The organism is Streptomyces solincola, assembly GCF_002982015.1.
GTDB lineage: Bacteria > Actinomycetota > Actinomycetes > Streptomycetales > Streptomycetaceae > Streptomyces > Streptomyces solincola.
The window spans coordinates 1-17444 of record NZ_PVLV01000080.1 but is presented as its reverse complement, the minus strand read 5'-3'; the positions used below and the strand labels follow the sequence as shown (position 1 = coordinate 17444).

Sequence of the window (17444 nt, the reverse complement as noted above, 5' to 3'; positions counted from 1 at the left end):
GGCCGGTGCGCGGGACGACCGGGGGTTCGGTGGTCCGCCGGGCGGCGAACAGCAGGACGCCGGTGAGCATCAGGGCGGCGGCGGCGAGGGTGCCCGCCTGCGGGAAGAGGCCCGCGCAGAGCAGACCGGCCAGCACCGGGCCGAGCATGAAGCACAGCTCGTCCGCGGCCTGTTCGAAGGCGTTGGCGGTGTGCCGGGCCGCCGGGTCCGCCCGGTACAGGTGGGCCCAGCGGGCCCGGGCCATGCCGCCCATGTTGGGCGCGGTGGCGGTCGCGGCGTACGCGGCGAACAGCGTCCAGACGGGGGCGTGCGCGTACACGCAGAGCACCAGGGCGAGTTGGCCGAGGACGGCGAGCGCCATGGCGGGGACGGCCACCCGGGCCTGGCCGTGGTGGTCGACCAGCCGGGCGGTGAACGGCGCGACCAGCGCGGTCGCGGCCAGGCCGGTGGCGGTGACCGCCCCGGCCAGCGCGTAGGAGCCGTAGCCGGCGGCGATCATGATGATCGCGCTGACGCCGACCATCCCGGCGGGCAGCCGGGCCACCAGGCTGCCGGCGGTCGCCGCGCGGGCGCCCGGGGCGTCGAACAGCCGGCGGTACGGGGTGAGCGGGCCGCTGCGGTCCGGGCGGCGGGCGCGGCGCGGCACCGGCCTGGGCGGCGTGCGGTCGTGGGTCGGGCGGCGTGGCACCAGCACCGGGGATTCGGGGGAGAAGGCCAGGTGGAAGGGGGTTTCGTGAGGCATGGACCTACCTTCGCGGCGGTCGGGGTGCGGGGTCCAACACCTTCTCGGCGGCCATTGACCGCTTGGTGTTGTGAATGGGGTGGCGGGGGATAGGTTCGGGCAATGGTCTCCGATCTGCCGCCGCGGCTCCTGCGCGCCTTCCTCGCCGTGGCCGAGGAGCTGCACTTCACCCGGGCCGCCGCCCGGCTGTTCACCGCCCAGCAGGCGCTGAGCCGGGACATCCGCACGCTGGAGCGGGAGTTGGGCGCGGAGCTGTTCGTGCGCAGCACCCGGCAGGTGCGGCTGACCCCGGAGGGATCGCGGCTGCTGCCGTACGCGCGGGCGGTGCTCACGGCGTACGAGGAGCTCGGCGCGGCCTTCGCCGACGCCGCCCGGCCGCTGCTGGCGGACGTCAACACCGACGGGCTGATCTCCGGCCGGGTGCTGGCCCGGGCGCGGGAGCGGGCCCCGGAGTGCGAGCTGATGGCCCGCTACGGCAGCGGACTGACCGGCGCGGTCGCCGAGATGACGGCCGGCCGGATCGACGTGGCCTTCGGCCGGTTCGCCGGGCTGGAGGCGCGGGCGCGGGCCGGGCTGGAGGCGCAGCCGGTGCGGTACGAGCCGATGGCGGTGCTGCTGCCGGCGGACCACCCGCTGGCCGGGCGGGCGGCGGTGGAGCTGGACGCGCTGGCGGGGGAGACGGTCTACGCGGGGGCGGGCAACCCGGCCACCCTGGAGTGGACCGACCTGGCGGCGCGGCTGTTCGCCGGGCGCGGCATCGCGGTGGCGCCGCCGGCTCCGGTGGCGTTGGGCGCGGAGGAGTTCCGGCGGGTGATGGAGAAGAGCCGCTGCCCGGTGCTGGCGGGCGTCGACTTCCCGGCCATGCCCGGCTGTGTGCGCCGGCCGCTGGTGGGGCCGGTGCCGCTGTCCCCGGTGTCGATGGTGTGGCGGCGCGGGCTGCGCCACCCCGGGCTGGACGCGCTGCGGGCGGCGGCCGCCGAACTGGCCGCCGCGCACGGGTGGCTGGAGCGGGCGGAGGGGAGCTGGCTGCCGGAGGCCGACGCCCGGCACATGGCGGGCGAGCCGGCCGCCGGGGCTCACAGGGACGGCCGCCCAGGGGTGAGAGCGAAATTGCGGGGCGGTCATCTCGGATGACCGGACCGCAACACGTGCTGCCTAGCGTCCAAGGCGGTCCCGTGGGGGCCGCAGGACGCCCGACAGCAGCGGAGGTACGCGATGCGCGGCCGGTGGATCGAACGGTGGGACCCGGAGGACGAGGAGTTCTGGCGGGACGGCGGGGAGCGGGTCGCCCGGCGCAACCTCCACGTCTCCGTGCTGTGCGAGCACATCGGCTTCTCGGTGTGGTCGCTGTGGTCGGTGATGGTGCTGTTCATGGGCCCGGAGTACGGGGTGGACCCGGCCGGGAAGTTCTTCCTGATCGCGCTGGCCACCCTGGTGGGCGCGGCGGTGCGGGTGCCGTACTCCTTCGCGGTGGCCCGCTTCGGCGGGCGGAACTGGACGGTGGTCAGCGCCCTGCTGCTGCTCGCGCCGACCGGGGCGGCGTACGCGGTGATGGAGCCCGGCACCTCGTACACCGTCTTCCTGCTGGTGGCGGCGCTGACCGGGATCGGCGGCGGGAACTTCGCCTCCTCGATGACCAACATCAACGCCTTCTATCCGCTGCGCGCCAAGGGCTGGGCGCTGGGGCTCAACGCGGGCGGCGGGAACATCGGCGTGCCCGTGGTGCAGTCGGTGGGGCTGCTGGTCATCGCCACCGCCGGGGCGGCCCACCCGAAGCTGGTGCTCGGCGTCTACCTGCCGCTGATCGTGGTGGCCGCGGTGTGCGCGGCGCTGTTCATGGACAACCTCGCGCCGGTGCGCGGCGACCGGGGGGCACTCGGCGAGGCGGCGCGCGCCCCGCACACCTGGCTGCTGGCGTTCCTCTACACCGGCACCTTCGGCTCGTTCATCGGCTACGGCTTCGCGTTCGGACTGGTGCTCCAGGCGCAGTTCGGCCGCACCCCGTTGCAGGCCACCTCGCTCACCTTCGCCGGCCCGCTGCTGGGCTCGCTGGTGCGGCCGGCCGGCGGGGCGCTCGCCGACCGGCTCGGCGGGGCGAAGGTCACCCTGTGGACGTTCGTGGCCATGGCGGCCGCCACCGGCGTCGTCGTCCAGGCATCCGTCACCGGCTCGTTCGCGGTGTTCCTGACCGGGTTCAGCGCGCTGTTCGTGCTCAGCGGGATCGGCAACGGCTCCGTGTACAAGATGATCCCGGTGGTCTTCACCGCCCAGGCGCACCGGGCGGGACTGACCGGCGAGGCGGCCGCGGCCTACGGGCGGCGGCTGTCCGGCGCGGCGATGGGGCTGATCGGTGCGGTCGGCGCGGCCGGCGGGTTGGGCGTCAACCTCGCCTTCCGCCAGTCCTTCGGCGCCTCCGGGTCCGGCACCGCCGCGTTCGCCGCCTTCCTCGCCTGCTACGCGGCCTGCCTGGCGGTCACCTGGGCGGTATACCTCCGCCGCCCGGCCGGGGGTGCGACGGAAGCGGTCCCGGCCCCGGCCACCGGGCCGGCGGCGGAGAGCCTCCGCGCCTCCGGGGTGTGAGGCGGCGTGGCGCGTAACGGCGGGGAAACGGCGGCGACCCCGGACCGTCACGCCTCCTTGCCACGCTTCGGGCCCATGGACGACCAGCAGCAGCACGGCCCGCTCGCGGGCTTCACCGTCGGGGTCACCGCCGCCCGCCGCGCCGACGAGCTGGGCGCGCTGCTCCAGCGGCGCGGCGCGGCGGTGCTGCACGCCCCGGCGCTGCGGATCGTGCCGCTCGCCGACGACGCCGAACTGCTCACCGCCACCTGGGAACTGGTCGAGCGGGCCCCGGACACCGTGGTCGCCACCACCGCGATCGGCTTCCGCGGCTGGCTGGAGGCGGCCGACGGCTGGGGGTTCGGGGAGAGGCTGCACGAGCGGCTGGCCGGAGCGCGGGTGCTGGCCCGCGGGCCGAAGGTCAAGGGCGCGGTGCGGGCCGCCGGGCTGACCGAGCAGTGGTCGCCCTCCTCGGACTCGATGGCCGAGGTGCTGGACCGGCTCCTCGCCCAGGACCCGGCCGGCCGGCGGATCGCGCTCCAACTGCACGGCGAGCCGCTGCCCGGCTTCGTGGAGGCGCTGCGCGCGGCCGGCGCGGACGTGGTGGTGGTGCCCGTCTACCGCTGGGAGCCGCCGGCCGACCTCCATCCGCTGGACAGGCTGGTCGACGCGGTGGCCGCCCGCACCCTGGACGCGGTCACCTTCACCAGCGCCCCGGCCGCCGCCTCGCTGCTGACCCGGGCCGAGGGGCGCGGACTGCGCGACGAGGTGCTGGCGGCCCTGCGGGACGGGGTGCTGGCCGCCTGCGTCGGACCGGTCACCGCCGGACCGCTGGCGGCCCGCGGGATCCCCGTCGTACGGCCGGAGCGGTTCCGGCTGGGGCCGCTGGTGCAGGCGGTGTGCCGGGAGCTGCCGGCCCGCTGCCGGCCCCTGCCGGTGGCCGGGCGGCAGGTCGAGGTGCGCGGGCACGCCGCCGTGGTGGACGGCGAACTGCGCCCGGTGCCGCCGGCCGGGATGGCGCTGCTGCGTGTCCTGGCCCGCCGCCCCGGCTGGGTGGTCTCCCGCGCCGACCTGCTGCGCGCCCTGCCCGGCGCGGGCCGCGACGAGCACGCGGTGGAGACCGCGATGGCCCGGCTGCGCGCCGCGCTGGGCGCGCCCGAACTCATCCAGACCGTCGTCAAACGCGGCTACCGCCTCGCCGTCGCCCCGGCCGACGTGCCGGCGGCCCGCTGACCCCCTCGCGGAACCCCCGCGCGGCCGCTCGGCGGACGTACGGCGCAACTCACCGTAACCGCAGGCGAATCACCCGGCTCCAGCGTCACCGACCGTGCACGAACGCGCACTTGTGAAAGTTTCTGAGAAAAAACCTGTCGGCGTTGAGTAGGCCGGGCCCGGGCCTCCGTAGTGATGGAGGACAACGAGTCAGATCAAGGTCTCGACCGGGAGGTTCCAGGTGCGCAAGGATGCCGCCGTGGCCGATGACCGTCGGGGGACGCGTCGGGCCCGGCATCGCGCTGCGGCGCCCCGCACCAGCCCCGAGGTCCCGGACGAGGAGTTGATGCGGGCCCTCTACCGCGAGCACGCCGGACCTCTGCTCGCCTATGTGCTCCGCCTCGTCGCCGGCGACCGCCAGCGGGCCGAGGACGTGGTGCAGGAGACGCTCATCCGTGCCTGGAAGAACGCCGGTTCGCTGAACCACGCCACCGGCTCTGTCCGACCCTGGCTGGTGACGGTCGCCCGGCGCATCGTCATCGACGGCCACCGCAGCCGGCAGGCCCGGCCGCAGGAGGTCGATCCGTCGCCGCTGGAGGTCATGCCCGCGGAGGACGAGATCGACAAAGCGCTGTGGCTGATGACGCTCTCTGACGCGCTCGACGATTTGACCCCGGCCCACCGGGAAGTCCTCATCGAGACGTATTTCAAGGGGCGTACGGTCAACGAGGCGGCCGAGACGCTCGGCATACCCAGCGGGACCGTGCGGTCCCGTGTGTTCTACGCACTGCGCTCCATGAAGCTCGCCCTGGAGGAGAGGGGGATCTCGGCATGACGACGTACGGGAACGAGTCGGTGCACGACGCCGTCGGCGCGTACGCGCTCGGCATTCTCGACGACGCCGAGGCCACCGCCTTCGAGGGCCACCTGGCGGGCTGCGCGGTGTGCGCCGAGCACCTGGAGGAGTTCTCCGGCCTCGCGCCGATGCTCGCGCTGCTCGCCGAGCCCCCCGGCCCGGCCGAACGGCCGCTCACCCCGCCCGGGCCCGGCGGCCCGCGCTGGGACGAGCAGCCCGGCGCCGGCCACACGGCCGGCTACGGCGGACCGCCCGGCGGCCGCCCCGGGGCGTTCGCGCCGCCGCCCGAGCCGGACGGCGCCCTGCCGCCGCCGCTCGCCTTCCCGGGCCCGTCGCACCACGGGCCCTCACCGCTGTCCGGGGGCGGCGCCGCCCTGCCCCGCCAGCGGCCGGCCGCGTCCGGCGAGGGGCCGCTGCTGGGCAGGCTGGTGGACGAGGTGGGACGCCGGCGCGCTCACCGCCGCCGGCGCACCCGGCTGCTGCTCGCCGCCGCCGCGGCGCTGATCATCGCCGGGCCGGTGGCCGCCGTCGCCACCACCGACCGCGGCGAGGACGGGCGCACCAACCAGGCCGCACCCGACCCGCACCCCACCAGCCCCGCCGAGGACGCCTTCTTCCACCACATGGACGAGAAGCTGACCGCCACCGACCCCGGCACCAAGGTCGCCGCCGCCGTCGGCATGGAGAGGAAGGCGTGGGGCACCCACGCCGTGCTGGAGCTGAAGAACGTCAAGGGCCCGCTGAAGTGCCGGCTGGTCGCCGTCTCCAAGGACGGCGAGGAGGAGACCGTCGCCTCCTGGTCCGTGCCCACGTGGGGCTACGGCCTGCCCGACAGCCCGCACGAGGCCGCCCGCGCCCCGCTCTACGTCCACGGCGGGGCCGCCATGGACCGCGCCGACATCGACCGCTTCGAGGTCCGCACCTTCGAGGGAACCAAGCTCGTGGAGGTGGACGCCTGAGACGCGGGAGGCTCGGGAGACCCCCGGGCACACCCGTATGCGCGAGTGCCCGCCCCGGCCGGGCACCGCTGCCTGACACACCGCCCCCGGTGCAATAAGCTCGACGGCTGCCCAACGCACATCAGAAGGGGGCCTCGGGTGGCCGCGCAGGAAGCCGACAGACTGGTCGACACGGTCCGCGACCGGGAGATCGGCGTCGAGCAGCAGCATCTGGACCGGGTCTACCGCCGGCTGGACGAGACCATCCACGAGGCGGAGTTCCTGATGAGGGACGCCGCCCGGATCGGCCAGGTCGGCACCCCCGGCGCGCTCGCCGAACGCGACGCCCAGGTCTTCCGGGCCGGCGTCCACCTCAACCGGCTCACCAACGAGTACGAGGACTTCCTCTTCGGCCGCATCGACCTGCTGGACGGCAAGGACGGCAAGAAGGGCCCGGACGGGGCGTACACCTCGATCGAGCCGGCCGACGACGCCATCCGCCCCGACGCCACCGCCGACATCGGCGAGACCCTGCACATCGGCCGCATGGGCGTGCTGGACGCCGAGTACACCCCGCTGGTCATCGACTGGCGCGCGCCGGCCGCGGCCCCCTTCTACCGGGCCACCCCCGTCGACCCCGGCCGGGTGGTGCGCCGCCGCGTCATCCGCTCCAAGGGGCGCCGGGTCCTCGGCGTCGAGGACGACCTGATGCGCCCCGAGCTGACCGCCAGCCTGGACGGGACCGAACTGGCCGTCATCGGCGACGGCGCCCTGATGGCCGCACTCGGCCGCGCCCGCGGCCACACCATGCGCGACATCGTCTCCTCCATCCAGGCCGAGCAGGACCTGGTCATCCGAGCGCCCGCCGCCTCCGTCACCCTCGTCGAGGGCGGCCCCGGCACCGGCAAGACCGCCGTCGCCCTGCACCGCGCCGCCTACCTGCTCTACCAGGACCGGCGCCGCTACGCCGGCGGCATCCTCGTCGTCTCGCCCACCCCGCTGCTGGTCGCCTACACCGAGGGCGTGCTGCCCTCGCTCGGCGAGGAGGGCCAGGTCGCCATCCGCGCACTCGGCAATCTGGTCGACGGGGCCGAGGCCACCGGCTACGACGAGCCCGCCACCGCCCGGGTCAAGGGCTCCGCCCGGATGCTGAAGGTCCTGCGCAAGGCCGCCCGCGGCGCGCTGGAGGGCGGCGACGCCCCGCAGCGGCTGCGGGTGGTCGCCTTCGGCCGCCGGCTGGAGCTGGAGGCCGAGGAGCTGACCCGGATCCGCTCCGCCGTGCTCGGCGGCACCGCCCCCGTCAACCTGATGCGCCCGCGCGCCCGCAGGCTGCTGCTGGACGCGCTGTACGCGAAGTCCGGCGCCGGCTCCCGGCACACCGACCCCGAGCTGGCCGCCGAACTGCGCTCCTCCTTCGACGAGGACGTCTCCACCGAGGACGCCTTCACCGACTTCCTGGACGCCTGGTGGCCCGAGCTGACCCCGCGCCAGGTGCTCACCGCCATGGCCGACGAGCGCCGGCTCGGCCGCTGGGCCCGCCGGGTCCTCAACCCCGGCGAGGTCCGCCGGCTCGCCCGCTCGCTGCGCCGCCCGGAGCTGTCCGTGCACGACGTGGCGCTGCTGGACGAGCTGAACACCCTCCTGGGCGCCCCCGCCCGGCCGCGCCGCCGCCGCGAGCTGGACCCGCTGGACCAGCTCACCGGTCTGGAGGAGCTGATGCCGGTGCGCGAGGAGTCCCAGCGCGAGCGGGCCGAGCGGCTGGCCGCCGAGCGCACCGAGTACGCCCACGTCATCGTGGACGAGGCCCAGGACCTCACCCCGATGCAGTGGCGGATGGTCGGCCGGCGCGGGCGCACCGCCACATGGACGGTGGTGGGCGACCCGGCGCAGTCCTCCTGGCCGCTGCCCGAGGAGGCGGCCGAGGCGCGCGAGGAGGCCCTGGGCACCCGCCCGCGCCGCCGCTTCGAGCTGACCGTCAACTACCGCAACCCGGCCGAGATCGCCGAGCTGGCCGCCAAGGTGCTGGCCCTCGCCATGCCCGGCATGACCGCCCCCCGCGCGGTCCGGTCCACCGGTGTGACGCCCCGGTTCACCGCGGTGGCCGCGGCCGGCGGCCGTGAGGCGGGCGCGGCGGTGCGCGCGGAGGCGGTCCGGCTGCTGGAGCTGGTGGACGGCACGGTCGGCGTGGTGGTCGCCATGGGCCGGCGGGCCGAGGCCGCCCGCTGGCTGGAGGGGCTGGGGGACCGCGTGGTGGCGCTCGGCAGCCTGGAGGCCAAGGGGCTGGAGTACGACGCCACGGTGGTGGTCTCGCCCGCCGAGATCGCCGACGAGTCGCCCGCCGGGCTGCGGGTGCTGTACGTGGCGCTGACCCGGGCCACCCAGCAGCTCACCGTGGTGTCCGGGCCGCGCGACGAACCCGACGCCGGCGGCGTGCCGGATCTGCTGCGGGACTGAGTGCGGGGACTGAGGCCGGGGACTCAGGCCGGGACGGACGGCGGCCGCAGGGGAGATGGCCGAGTGGGGCCGATCGGGGCGCCGCGGCAAATCGTTTCCGCGCGGGGGAATCGCCTTCGGGGAGGGTTTGTTAGCCTGGGTGTGGCACCGGCCCGATCCAAGCCCCCGGGCCCAACCTTAGTCGCTTAGAGCGACCACTTGCCGCGAGGCGAGCATGGCGGGTCGGTGCCACCTCTTCCGTTGAAACGCCCGTGGGTCCGTGTCTTCCGACGAAGACGCGGACCCACGGGCGTTCGGCGTTCGGGGGTTCCGCCGGGACCGTCCGCCTCGTACAGTGTCTCTCGCATCGCGGAAAACAGTTTCCGAAACCCTTATGACCGCTATTACCTGTTACTCGCAGGTAGGTGCGACCATCGGAGGGCGCCGCCCGGCCATCCACCGGTGCGGTGCGGCAACGAAGCTAGGGAAAGCAGAGGAACACGGCCATGGCAACGGCGCCCAGCGTCTCCTACTCGATGACGGTCCGGCTGGAGGTGCCGGCGAGCGGTACCGCGGTCTCCCAGCTCACCACGGTGGTGGAGTCCTCGGGCGGCTCGGTCACCGGCCTCGACGTGACCGCCTCGGGCCACGAGAAGCTGCGCATCGACGTCACCATCGCCGCCTCCTCCACCGCGCACGCGGACGAGATCGTCGCCAAGCTGCGCGGCATCGAGGGCGTCGTCCTCGGCAAGGTCTCCGACCGTACGTTCCTGATGCACCTCGGCGGCAAGATCGAGATGGCGTCCAAGCACCCCATCCGCAACCGTGACGACCTCTCCATGATCTACACCCCCGGTGTGGCCCGGGTCTGCATGGCGATCGCGCAGAACCCCGAGGACGCCCGCCGCCTGACCATCAAGCGCAACTCCGTCGCGGTCGTCACCGACGGCTCCGCCGTCCTCGGCCTCGGCAACATCGGCCCCAAGGCCGCGCTGCCGGTCATGGAGGGCAAGGCGGCCCTGTTCAAGCGGTTCGCCGGCATCGACGCCTGGCCGATCTGCCTGGACACCCAGGACACCGACGCCATCGTGGAGATCGTCAAGGCCATCGCCCCGGGCTTCGCCGGCATCAACCTGGAGGACATCTCCGCGCCGCGCTGCTTCGAGATCGAGGCCCGGCTGCGCGAGGCCCTGGACATCCCGGTCTTCCACGACGACCAGCACGGCACCGCCATCGTGGTGCTCGCGGCGCTCACCAACGCGCTGCGGGTGGTCGGCAAGGCGTTCGGCGACGTCCGGGTGGTGATGTCGGGCGCGGGCGCGGCCGGCACCGCGATCCTCAAGCTGCTGCTGGCCGCCGGCGTCAAGCACGCGGTGGTCGCCGACATCCACGGCGTGGTGCACGCCGGCCGCGAGGACCTGGTGGACGCCGACCCCGAGTCGCCGCTGCGCTGGATCGCGGACAACACCAACCCCGAGGGCGTCACCGGCACCCTGAAGGAGGCCGTGGTCGACGCGGACGTCTTCATCGGCGTCTCGGCCCCGAACGTGCTGGACGGCGACGACGTGGCCGCCATGGCCGACGGCGCCGTGGTGTTCGCGCTCGCCAACCCCGATCCCGAGGTGGACCCGGCGATCGCCCGCCAGACCGCCGCCGTGGTGGCCACCGGCCGCTCCGACTTCCCCAATCAGATCAACAACGTGCTGGTCTTCCCGGGTGTCTTCCGCGGCCTGCTGGACGCCCAGTCGCGCACGGTCAACACCGAGATGATGCTGGCCGCCGCCACCGCGCTGGCCGACGTCGTCACCGAGGACGAGCTGAACCCGAACTACATCGTGCCCTCGGTCTTCAACGACAAGGTCGCCGGCGCGGTCGCGGGCGCGGTGCGCGACGCCGCCAAGGCGGCCGGGGTCACCGCCCCGGCCGGCTCCTGACCGCCCTCCACCGTCCTCCGGTGGCGCTTTTCGTGTGACTCCGGAGGGTGCCGGATTGGCTTTCCCGGCTCAGGTGGGGGCAGGATGCCTTTCTGGGCGCGAGGGTCTGACAGCAGACCCGGGTCCGGGCACTGACCAAGGGCCCTGGCAGCATCGGCTTCGCTGTCCCCCCTGTGCGGCACCGCCGCGTGGCACGCCTGACAGCAAGAAGAACACGGGAGTAAGAACATGAACCGCAGTGAGCTGGTGGCCGCCCTGGCCGACCGTGCCGAGGTGACCCGCAAGGACGCCGACGCCGTGCTGGCCGCTCTCGCCGAGACTGTCGGTGAGGTCGTGGCCAAGGGTGACGAGAAGGTCACCATCCCCGGCTTCCTGACCTTCGAGCGCACCTCGCGTGCCGCTCGTACCGCCCGCAACCCGCAGACCGGCGAGCCGATCGAGATCCCCGCCGGCTTCAGCGTCAAGGTCTCCGCGGGCTCCAAGCTCAAGGAAGCCGCCAAGGGCAAGTGAGCCTTCCCGGCGCGGCGGGCGACCGCCGCGCCGGTCGAGCGGGCTGACGAGAAGGGCGGCCACCCCCAGGGGGTGGCCGCCCTTCTCCGTACTCCGGCCGTCAGACCGCGGCGCTGCCCGGCAGCTCGACCTTCGCGCCCAGCTCGACCAGCTTCTCCATGAAGTTCTCGTAGCCGCGGTTGATCAGGTCGATCCCGTGCACCCGCGAGGTGCCCTGCGCCGCCAGCGCGGCGATCAGGTACGAGAAGCCGCCCCGCAGGTCGGGGATGACCAGGTCGGCGCCCTGGAGCCTGGTCGGTCCGGAGACGACCGCCGAGTGCAGGAAGTTGCGCTGGCCGAAGCGGCAGTCCGAGCCGCCCAGGCACTCCCGGTAGAGCTGGATGTGCGCGCCCATCTGGTTCAGCGCCGAGGTGAAGCCGAGCCGCGACTCGTACACCGTCTCGTGCACGATGGACAGCCCGGTCGCCTGCGTCAGCGCCACCACCAGCGGCTGCTGCCAGTCGGTCTGGAAGCCCGGGTGCACGTCCGTCTCCAGCGCGATCGACGTGAGCTGGCCGCCCGGGTGCCAGAACCGGATGCCCTCGTCGTCGATCTCGAACGCCCCGCCCACCTTCCGGTAGGTGTTCAGGAACGTCATCATCGAGCGCTGCTGCGCCCCGCGGACGTAGATGTCCCCCTCGGTCGCCAGCGCCGCGGACGCCCAGGAGGCGGCCTCCAGGCGGTCCGGGAGGGCCCGGTGGGTGTAGCCGCCGAGCTTGTCCACGCCGGTGATCCGGATGGTGCGGTCGGTGTCCATGGAGATGATGGCGCCCATCTTCTGCAGTACGCAGATGAGGTCCTCGATCTCCGGCTCCACGGCCGCGTTGGACAGCTCGGTCACGCCCTCGGCCAGCACGGCCGTCAGCAGCACCTGCTCGGTGGAGCCGACCGAGGGGTAGGGCAGCCGGATCTTGGTGCCGCGCAGCCGCTGCGGGGCCTCCAGGTACTGGCCGTCCTCGCGCTTCTCGATGACCGCGCCGAACTGGCGCAGCACGTCGAAGTGGAAGTCGATCGGCCGGCCGCCGATGTCGCAGCCGCCGAGGCCGGGGATGAAGGCGTGCCCCAGACGGTGCAACAGCGGGCCGCAGAACAGGATCGGGATGCGCGAGGAGCCCGCGTGGGCGTCGATGTCCGCGACGTTCGCGGACTCCACGTAGGTCGGGTCGAGCACCAGCTCGCCCGGCTCGTCGCCCGGGCGTACCGTGACGCCGTGCAACTGGAGCAGCCCGCGCACCACGCGGACGTCCCGGATGTCGGGGACGTTGCGCAGCCGGCTCGGCTCGCTGCCGAGCAGCGCGGCGACCATCGCCTTGGGCACGAGGTTCTTCGCGCCGCGGACGCGGATCTCACCCTCCAGCGGGGTGCCGCCGTGGACAAGCAGGACATCGTCAGTGCCGGTCATGAATCTCGCGTTCCGATGGGGGTCCCCCCGGCGGACGCCAGGGAGGAGGTCGGACAGGGGGCCAGGGAAAAGGGTAAGGGGGTCTACCACCCCTTCCGGTAGCCCGCGGACGCCAGTCAGATGTAATGAATTCGGCACAACACCGTGTGTTCTCCACCCATCGGCGGAGGGTTACCGTCCGCTTTCGGCCAGTCCGGGCCGGCGGGCCTTCCGCCCGCCACGCGGACGCCGGATGCGCGATGATGTCACTCATGACCGAGGTGTCCTCGCTCACCGGGCGGCTGCTGGTCGCCACCCCCGCGCTGGCCGACCCCAACTTCGACCGGGCGGTGGTGCTGCTGCTCGACCACGACGACGAGGGGTCGCTCGGCGTGGTCCTCAACCGCCCCACCCCGGTGGACGTCGGCGACATCCTGGAGTCCTGGGCCCCGCTGGCCGGCGAGCCCGGCGTGGTCTTCCAGGGCGGTCCGGTGGCGCTGGACGCCGCCCTCGCGCTGGCCGTCGTCCCGGGCGACGGCCCGGCGCCGCACGCGGGTCCGGACGGTTCGCGACCGCGTACGCCGCCGGTGGAAGCGGAGGCGGGCGACGGTGACGGTACGGCGCTGCTGGGCGCCGGCCCCCTCGGCTGGCGCCGCGTCCACGGGGCGATCGGCCTGGTCGACCTGGAGGCGCCGCCCGAGCTGCTGGCCGCCGCGCTCGGCTCGCTGCGGATCTTCGCGGGGTACGCGGGGTGGGGGCCGGGCCAACTGGAGGACGAGCTGTCCGAGGGCGCGTGGTTCGTGGTCGACTCCGAACCGGGCGACGTCTCCTCGCCCCGCCCCGAGGTGCTCTGGCGGGACGTGCTGCGCCGCCAGCGCAGCGAACTGGCGATGATCGCCACCTACCCGGACGACCCCTCGCTCAACTGACCGGCCCGCCGACCGGCCTGCTCCCCCGAGGGATGTTTCCGGCCACTGGCCGGACCGTGTCGGGCCGTGCGGGCGGCCGCGCCCGGCCGCCTCCGGCGCGGCTCCCGGCCCCCGCCGGGAGCGCCCCGGCGTGACGGGCCTCACAGCCGCCGGCCGCTCCCGCGGGCGGGCGACCGCGCTCCCGGCCCGCCGCCGACGTGGGTACCCTTGGAGCCCATGAGCACTCTTGAGCCCGAGCGCGGGGCAGGTACGGGGACCCTCGTAGAGCCGACGCCGCAGGTGTCGCACGGCGACGGCGACCACGAGCGCTACGCCCACTACGTCCAGAAGGACAAGATCATGGCGAGCGCCCTCGACGGCACTCCCGTGGTCGCCCTGTGCGGCAAGGTCTGGGTGCCGGGGCGCGACCCCAAGAAGTACCCGGTCTGCCCCATGTGCAAGGAGATCTACGAGTCCATGGGCGCCGGCGGCGACAAGGACAAGGGCGGCAAGGGCGGCGGCAAGGACAAGAAGTAGCCGCGGACCTGTGACGGCGGCCGGCTCCACGGCCGCCGTCACCGACCCGGTCCGGTCCCGGGGATTGGTCGAGACCTCTTGTGGGGGCACGGCGCGCGGCCTACGCTCCAGCGCACATGGACGACGCACAGGCCCGGGACCTGTCCCGTGGACACCTCCTCATCCCCGCGCCCGGCTCCGCCCGGTTCGCCGACGCCGCCGGCCGGATCGTGCTCGGGCCGGACACCGCGCTCGACGCCGGCCCCGGCACCGCGACCGCCGCACGCTGGCTGCGCACCACCGTGGGCCCGGCCACCGGGCTCGACCTGCTGCCCCCGCCGCCGGCCGGCGGCCGTCCCGTCATCGCCCTGCGGACCGACGACGAGGTCCGGGCACGCCACGGCGAGGAGGGCTACCGGCTGACCGTCGGCCGCCCGGACGCCGGCCCCGAGGTGCTGGTGGCGGGCGGCGGGCCCGCCGGCGTGTTCTGGGGCGCCCAGACGCTCCGCCAGCTGCTCGGCCCCGACGCCTTCCGCCGGGCCCCGCTCGGCCCGGCCGGACGCACCTGGGAGCTGCCGGCCGGCACCGTGGAGGACGCCCCCCGCTTCCGCTGGCGCGGCATGCTGCTGGACGTGGCCCGGCACTTCCGGCCCAAGGACGACGTCCTGCGCTACCTCGACCTGCTCGCCGCGCACAAGCTCAACGTCTTCCACTTCCACCTGACCGACGACCAGGGCTGGCGGATCGAGATCAGGCGGCACCCCCGGCTGACCGGGACCGGAAGCTGGCGCGCCCGCACCAAGCACGGCCACCGCGCCTCCCCGCTCTGGGACGACACCCCGCACGGCGGCCACTACACCCAGGACGACATCCGCGAGATCGTCGCCTACGCCGCCGAACGGCACATCACCGTCGTCCCCGAGATCGACGTCCCCGGCCACTCGCAGGCCGCCATCACCGCCTACCCCGAACTGGGCAACACCGACGTCCTCGACACCGCCGCGCTCGGCGTCTGGGACGACTGGGGGGTCAGCCCCCACATCCTCGCCCCCACCGACGCCGTGCTGCGCTTCTACGAGGAGGTGCTGGAGGAGGTCCTGGAGCTGTTCCCCTCGCCGTACGTCCATCTCGGCGGCGACGAGTGCCCCAAGGACCAGTGGAAGGCGTCCGCCACCGCCCAGGCGCGGATCGCCGAACTGGGCCTGGCCGGCGAGGACGAGCTGCAATCGTGGTTCCTGCGCCACTTCGACCGCTGGCTGGCCCGGCGAGGCCGGCGGCTGGTCGGCTGGGACGAGATCCTGGAGGGCGGCAGCCTGGCCGCCGCCGACCCGGCCGACCCCGAGGGCCCGTCAGGCGCGTTGAGCCCGGGGGCCGTCATCTCCTCCTGGCGGGGGTACGCGCGCGGGGTCGCCGCCGCCGAGGCCGGCCACGACGTGGTCATGTGCCCCGAGCAGCAGGTGTACCTGGACCACCGTCAGGACGGCGGCGAGGACGAGCCGGTGCCGATCGGCTTCGTCCGCACCCTGGCCGACGTCTACCGGTTCGAGCCGGTGCCGCCCGCCCTCTCCCCGGCCGCCGCCGCCCATGTGATCGGCGCCCAGGCCAACGTCTGGACCGAGGTGATGGACAGTCGCGCCCGCGTCGACTACCAGGTCTTCCCCCGGCTCGCCGCGTTCGCCGAGACCGTCTGGACGACCGGGCTGCCCGCTCCGGCCGACCGGGACCTGACCGATTTCGAACACCGGCTCACCGCGCACCTGCGGCGGCTGGACGCGCTCGGCGTCGACTACCGGCCGCCCGCCGGCCCGTTGCCCTGGCAGCGCCGCCCCGGTGTGCTCGGCCGCCCGCTGGACGGACCCCCGCCGGCACGCTGAGCCCGCCCGGCCGCCGCCTCCGCCGGCCCGGTCGCCTCCGCCGTCATCACCGGTAGCTCGAACACGTCGTACGGGATCGCCGGGAAGTGGCAATCCGGCGAGTCGGATGTGCCCCGCCAAACCGGGTCATCGCGCAGGTCATCGGACGTCCGGGGCGGATGCGCCCTTGCCGGACCTGCGCACCGGGCGGCCCGGAACATGTGCCAGAGTTGCCACGTCCCGGCTGCGAGCACGTACGGTACGGCCAGCACAGGCGGGACGGCCGGGACGGACCGGGACACCGGGAAGGGGCAGCGAGGTTGACCACGCACGCACCGCGGGCGGCGCAGTCCGTGACGCTGCCGGGCACGCTCGACGAGGCCGTGGCGGCGCTCACCGCCATGCCCGCCGCCGTGCCCGTCGCGGGCGGCACGGACCTCATGGCCGCCGTCAACAAGGGCCTGCTGCGCCCCGCCGGGCTGGTCGGCCTGGGCCGGATCAACGAGATCCGCGGCTGGCAGTACCAGGACGGCCACGCCCTGCTGGGCGCCGGCCTCACCCACGCCCGGATGGGCCGCCCCGACTTCGCCGCCCTGATCCCCGCGCTCGCCGCCGCGGCCCGCGCCGCCGGACCCCCGCAGATCCGCAACGCCGGCACCCTCGGCGGCAACATCGCCACCGCCGCCCCCACCGGCGACGCCCTGCCGGTGCTGGCAGCCCTGGAGGCCGACCTGGTCGTGGCCGGCCCGGCCGGCCGGCGCGAGATCCCGGTCACCCACCTCCTCGCCGGGCGGGAACTCCTCGCCCCCGGCGAGCTGATCGGCTTCGTCCGGGTGCCGCTGCTGCACGCCCCGCAGGTGTTCCTCAAGGCCACCGGCCGCACCGGCCCCGGCCGGGCCACCGCCTCCGCCGCCGTCGTCCTGGACCCGGCCCGCCGCGGCGTGCGCTGCGCGGTCGGGGCCATCGCCCCGATGCCGCTGCGCCCGCTGGAAGCCGAGCGCTGGATCGCCTCGCTGATCGACTGGGACGGCGACCGGGGGCTCGCCCCCGAGGCGCTGCACGCCTTCGGCGAGTACGTGGCCGCCGCCTGCGTCCCGGACTCCCCGAACGGCGAGCCGCTGCCGCCGGCCGTACTGCACCTGCGGCGCACCGTCGCCGCGCTGGCCCGCAGAGCACTGGGGAGGGCGCTGGCGTGAGCGACGGCGACAACCGCGACAACCGCGACGACTTCGACCGCGAGGGCTACGAGGGCCACGACGGCTACGAGGGCCAGGACGGCCATGCCGGCCACGGTGCCCTCGACGGCCGCGGCGGCGAGGCCGGTGACGGCTACCCGGGCTATCCGGCGTACGGCGCCGACGGGTACGGCCACGGCGACGCCGGCTATGCCGCCGACCCCTACGGCAGCGGCTCCTACGGCGGCCAGGGCCACCCGGCGGCCGCCGGCGCCGAAGTCCACCGCCCCGTAGGTCTCGGTGCCGTAGGCGGGGGTGCCGTAGGGCGGGGTGCCCGTGCCGTAGGCGCCGGCGGCCGCCGGGTGGCCCTGGGCGCCGTAGGAGCCGC

The 17444-nt window shown here is 74.7% G+C and carries 14 protein-coding genes and 1 pseudogene; 13 read left to right on the top strand and 2 right to left on the bottom strand.

Going from position 1 to position 17444, the window contains the following annotated elements:
• A partial coding sequence (locus tag C6N75_RS05975) for an MFS transporter (RefSeq protein ID WP_258177249.1) occupies positions 1–742 on the bottom strand: 742 nt, incomplete at its 3' end.
• A gap of 102 nt (positions 743–844) precedes the next feature.
• On the opposite strand from C6N75_RS05975, the gene C6N75_RS05970 reads away from it, so the two are divergent.
• The 8 genes from C6N75_RS05970 (at position 845) to C6N75_RS05935 (ending at position 11184) form a co-directional block, all read left to right on the top strand.
• Entirely contained in the window at positions 845–1876 is a 1032-nt protein-coding gene (locus C6N75_RS05970) for a LysR family transcriptional regulator (protein WP_105867786.1), read from the top strand.
• An 81-nt stretch (positions 1877–1957) separates the two neighbouring features.
• On the top strand, positions 1958–3322 hold the full coding sequence (locus tag C6N75_RS05965; RefSeq protein ID WP_105867785.1) for an MFS transporter: 1365 nt from the start codon (positions 1958–1960) through the stop codon (positions 3320–3322).
• A gap of 75 nt (positions 3323–3397) precedes the next feature.
• Positions 3398–4534 (top strand): uroporphyrinogen-III synthase, encoded by a 1137-nt coding sequence (locus tag C6N75_RS05960; RefSeq protein ID WP_105867784.1) that lies wholly within the window; start codon positions 3398–3400, stop codon positions 4532–4534.
• A 220-nt stretch (positions 4535–4754) separates the two neighbouring features.
• A complete protein-coding gene (locus C6N75_RS05955) occupies positions 4755–5348 on the top strand; it encodes a sigma-70 family RNA polymerase sigma factor (protein ID WP_105867783.1) in 594 nt (197 codons plus the stop codon).
• Positions 5345–6328: an anti-sigma factor family protein gene (locus tag C6N75_RS05950; protein WP_105867782.1), complete on the top strand. Its 984-nt coding sequence runs from the start codon at positions 5345–5347 to the stop codon at positions 6326–6328. Before C6N75_RS05955 ends, C6N75_RS05950 begins: the two co-directional genes overlap by 4 nt.
• 138 nt (positions 6329–6466) lie before the next feature.
• Positions 6467–8761: a HelD family protein gene (locus C6N75_RS05945; RefSeq protein WP_105867781.1), complete on the top strand. Its 2295-nt coding sequence runs from the start codon at positions 6467–6469 to the stop codon at positions 8759–8761.
• Between the two features lie 485 nt (positions 8762–9246).
• Positions 9247–10674, top strand: a complete 1428-nt coding sequence (locus C6N75_RS05940) for an NAD-dependent malic enzyme (RefSeq protein WP_105867780.1) — start codon at positions 9247–9249, stop codon at positions 10672–10674.
• A 228-nt stretch (positions 10675–10902) separates the two neighbouring features.
• Complete coding sequence (locus C6N75_RS05935) at positions 10903–11184, top strand: HU family DNA-binding protein (RefSeq protein ID WP_105867779.1); 282 nt, start codon at positions 10903–10905, stop codon at positions 11182–11184.
• Positions 11185–11284: 100 nt separating this feature from the next.
• On the opposite strand, the gene murA is transcribed toward C6N75_RS05935, so the two are convergent.
• On the bottom strand, positions 11285–12625 hold the full coding sequence (gene murA, locus C6N75_RS05930; protein WP_105867778.1) for a UDP-N-acetylglucosamine 1-carboxyvinyltransferase: 1341 nt from the start codon (positions 12623–12625) through the stop codon (positions 11285–11287).
• Positions 12626–12867: 242 nt separating this feature from the next.
• Here murA and C6N75_RS05925 point away from each other — a divergent pair, with 242 nt between their 5' ends.
• From C6N75_RS05925 to C6N75_RS05905, 5 genes and pseudogenes are all read left to right on the top strand, one after another.
• Entirely contained in the window at positions 12868–13533 is a 666-nt protein-coding gene (locus tag C6N75_RS05925) for a YqgE/AlgH family protein (protein WP_181160360.1), read from the top strand.
• Positions 13534–13749: 216 nt separating this feature from the next.
• Complete coding sequence (locus C6N75_RS05920) at positions 13750–14049, top strand: DUF3039 domain-containing protein (RefSeq protein ID WP_105867776.1); 300 nt, start codon at positions 13750–13752, stop codon at positions 14047–14049.
• Positions 14050–14165: 116 nt separating this feature from the next.
• Positions 14166–15902, top strand: coding sequence for a beta-N-acetylhexosaminidase (locus tag C6N75_RS05915; protein WP_105867775.1), 1737 nt, complete (start codon positions 14166–14168; stop codon positions 15900–15902).
• 299 nt (positions 15903–16201) lie between these two features.
• Entirely contained in the window at positions 16202–17077 is an 876-nt protein-coding gene (locus C6N75_RS05910) for an FAD binding domain-containing protein (RefSeq protein WP_105867774.1), read from the top strand.
• Positions 17074–17444, top strand: a pseudogene (locus tag C6N75_RS05905) (hypothetical protein); the annotation flags it as partial. The gene C6N75_RS05910 and the pseudogene C6N75_RS05905, both read left to right, overlap by 4 nt.

Bases quoted from the DNA above. Each gene is read 5' to 3' on its own strand.
- murA (WP_105867778.1), bottom strand. From the start codon at position 12,625: ATGACCGGCACTGACGATGTCCTGCTTGTCCACGGCGGCACCCCGCTG.
- C6N75_RS05935 (WP_105867779.1), top strand. From the start codon at position 10,903: ATGAACCGCAGTGAGCTGGTGGCCGCCCTGGCCGACCGTGCCGAGGTG.
- C6N75_RS05970 (WP_105867786.1), top strand. From the start codon at position 845: ATGGTCTCCGATCTGCCGCCGCGGCTCCTGCGCGCCTTCCTCGCCGTG.
- C6N75_RS05965 (WP_105867785.1), top strand. From the start codon at position 1,958: ATGCGCGGCCGGTGGATCGAACGGTGGGACCCGGAGGACGAGGAGTTC.
- C6N75_RS05920 (WP_105867776.1), top strand. From the start codon at position 13,750: ATGAGCACTCTTGAGCCCGAGCGCGGGGCAGGTACGGGGACCCTCGTA.
- C6N75_RS05925 (WP_181160360.1), top strand. From the start codon at position 12,868: ATGTCACTCATGACCGAGGTGTCCTCGCTCACCGGGCGGCTGCTGGTC.
- C6N75_RS05950 (WP_105867782.1), top strand. From the start codon at position 5,345: ATGACGACGTACGGGAACGAGTCGGTGCACGACGCCGTCGGCGCGTAC.
- C6N75_RS05940 (WP_105867780.1), top strand. From the start codon at position 9,247: ATGGCAACGGCGCCCAGCGTCTCCTACTCGATGACGGTCCGGCTGGAG.
- C6N75_RS05915 (WP_105867775.1), top strand. From the start codon at position 14,166: ATGGACGACGCACAGGCCCGGGACCTGTCCCGTGGACACCTCCTCATC.
- C6N75_RS05960 (WP_105867784.1), top strand. From the start codon at position 3,398: ATGGACGACCAGCAGCAGCACGGCCCGCTCGCGGGCTTCACCGTCGGG.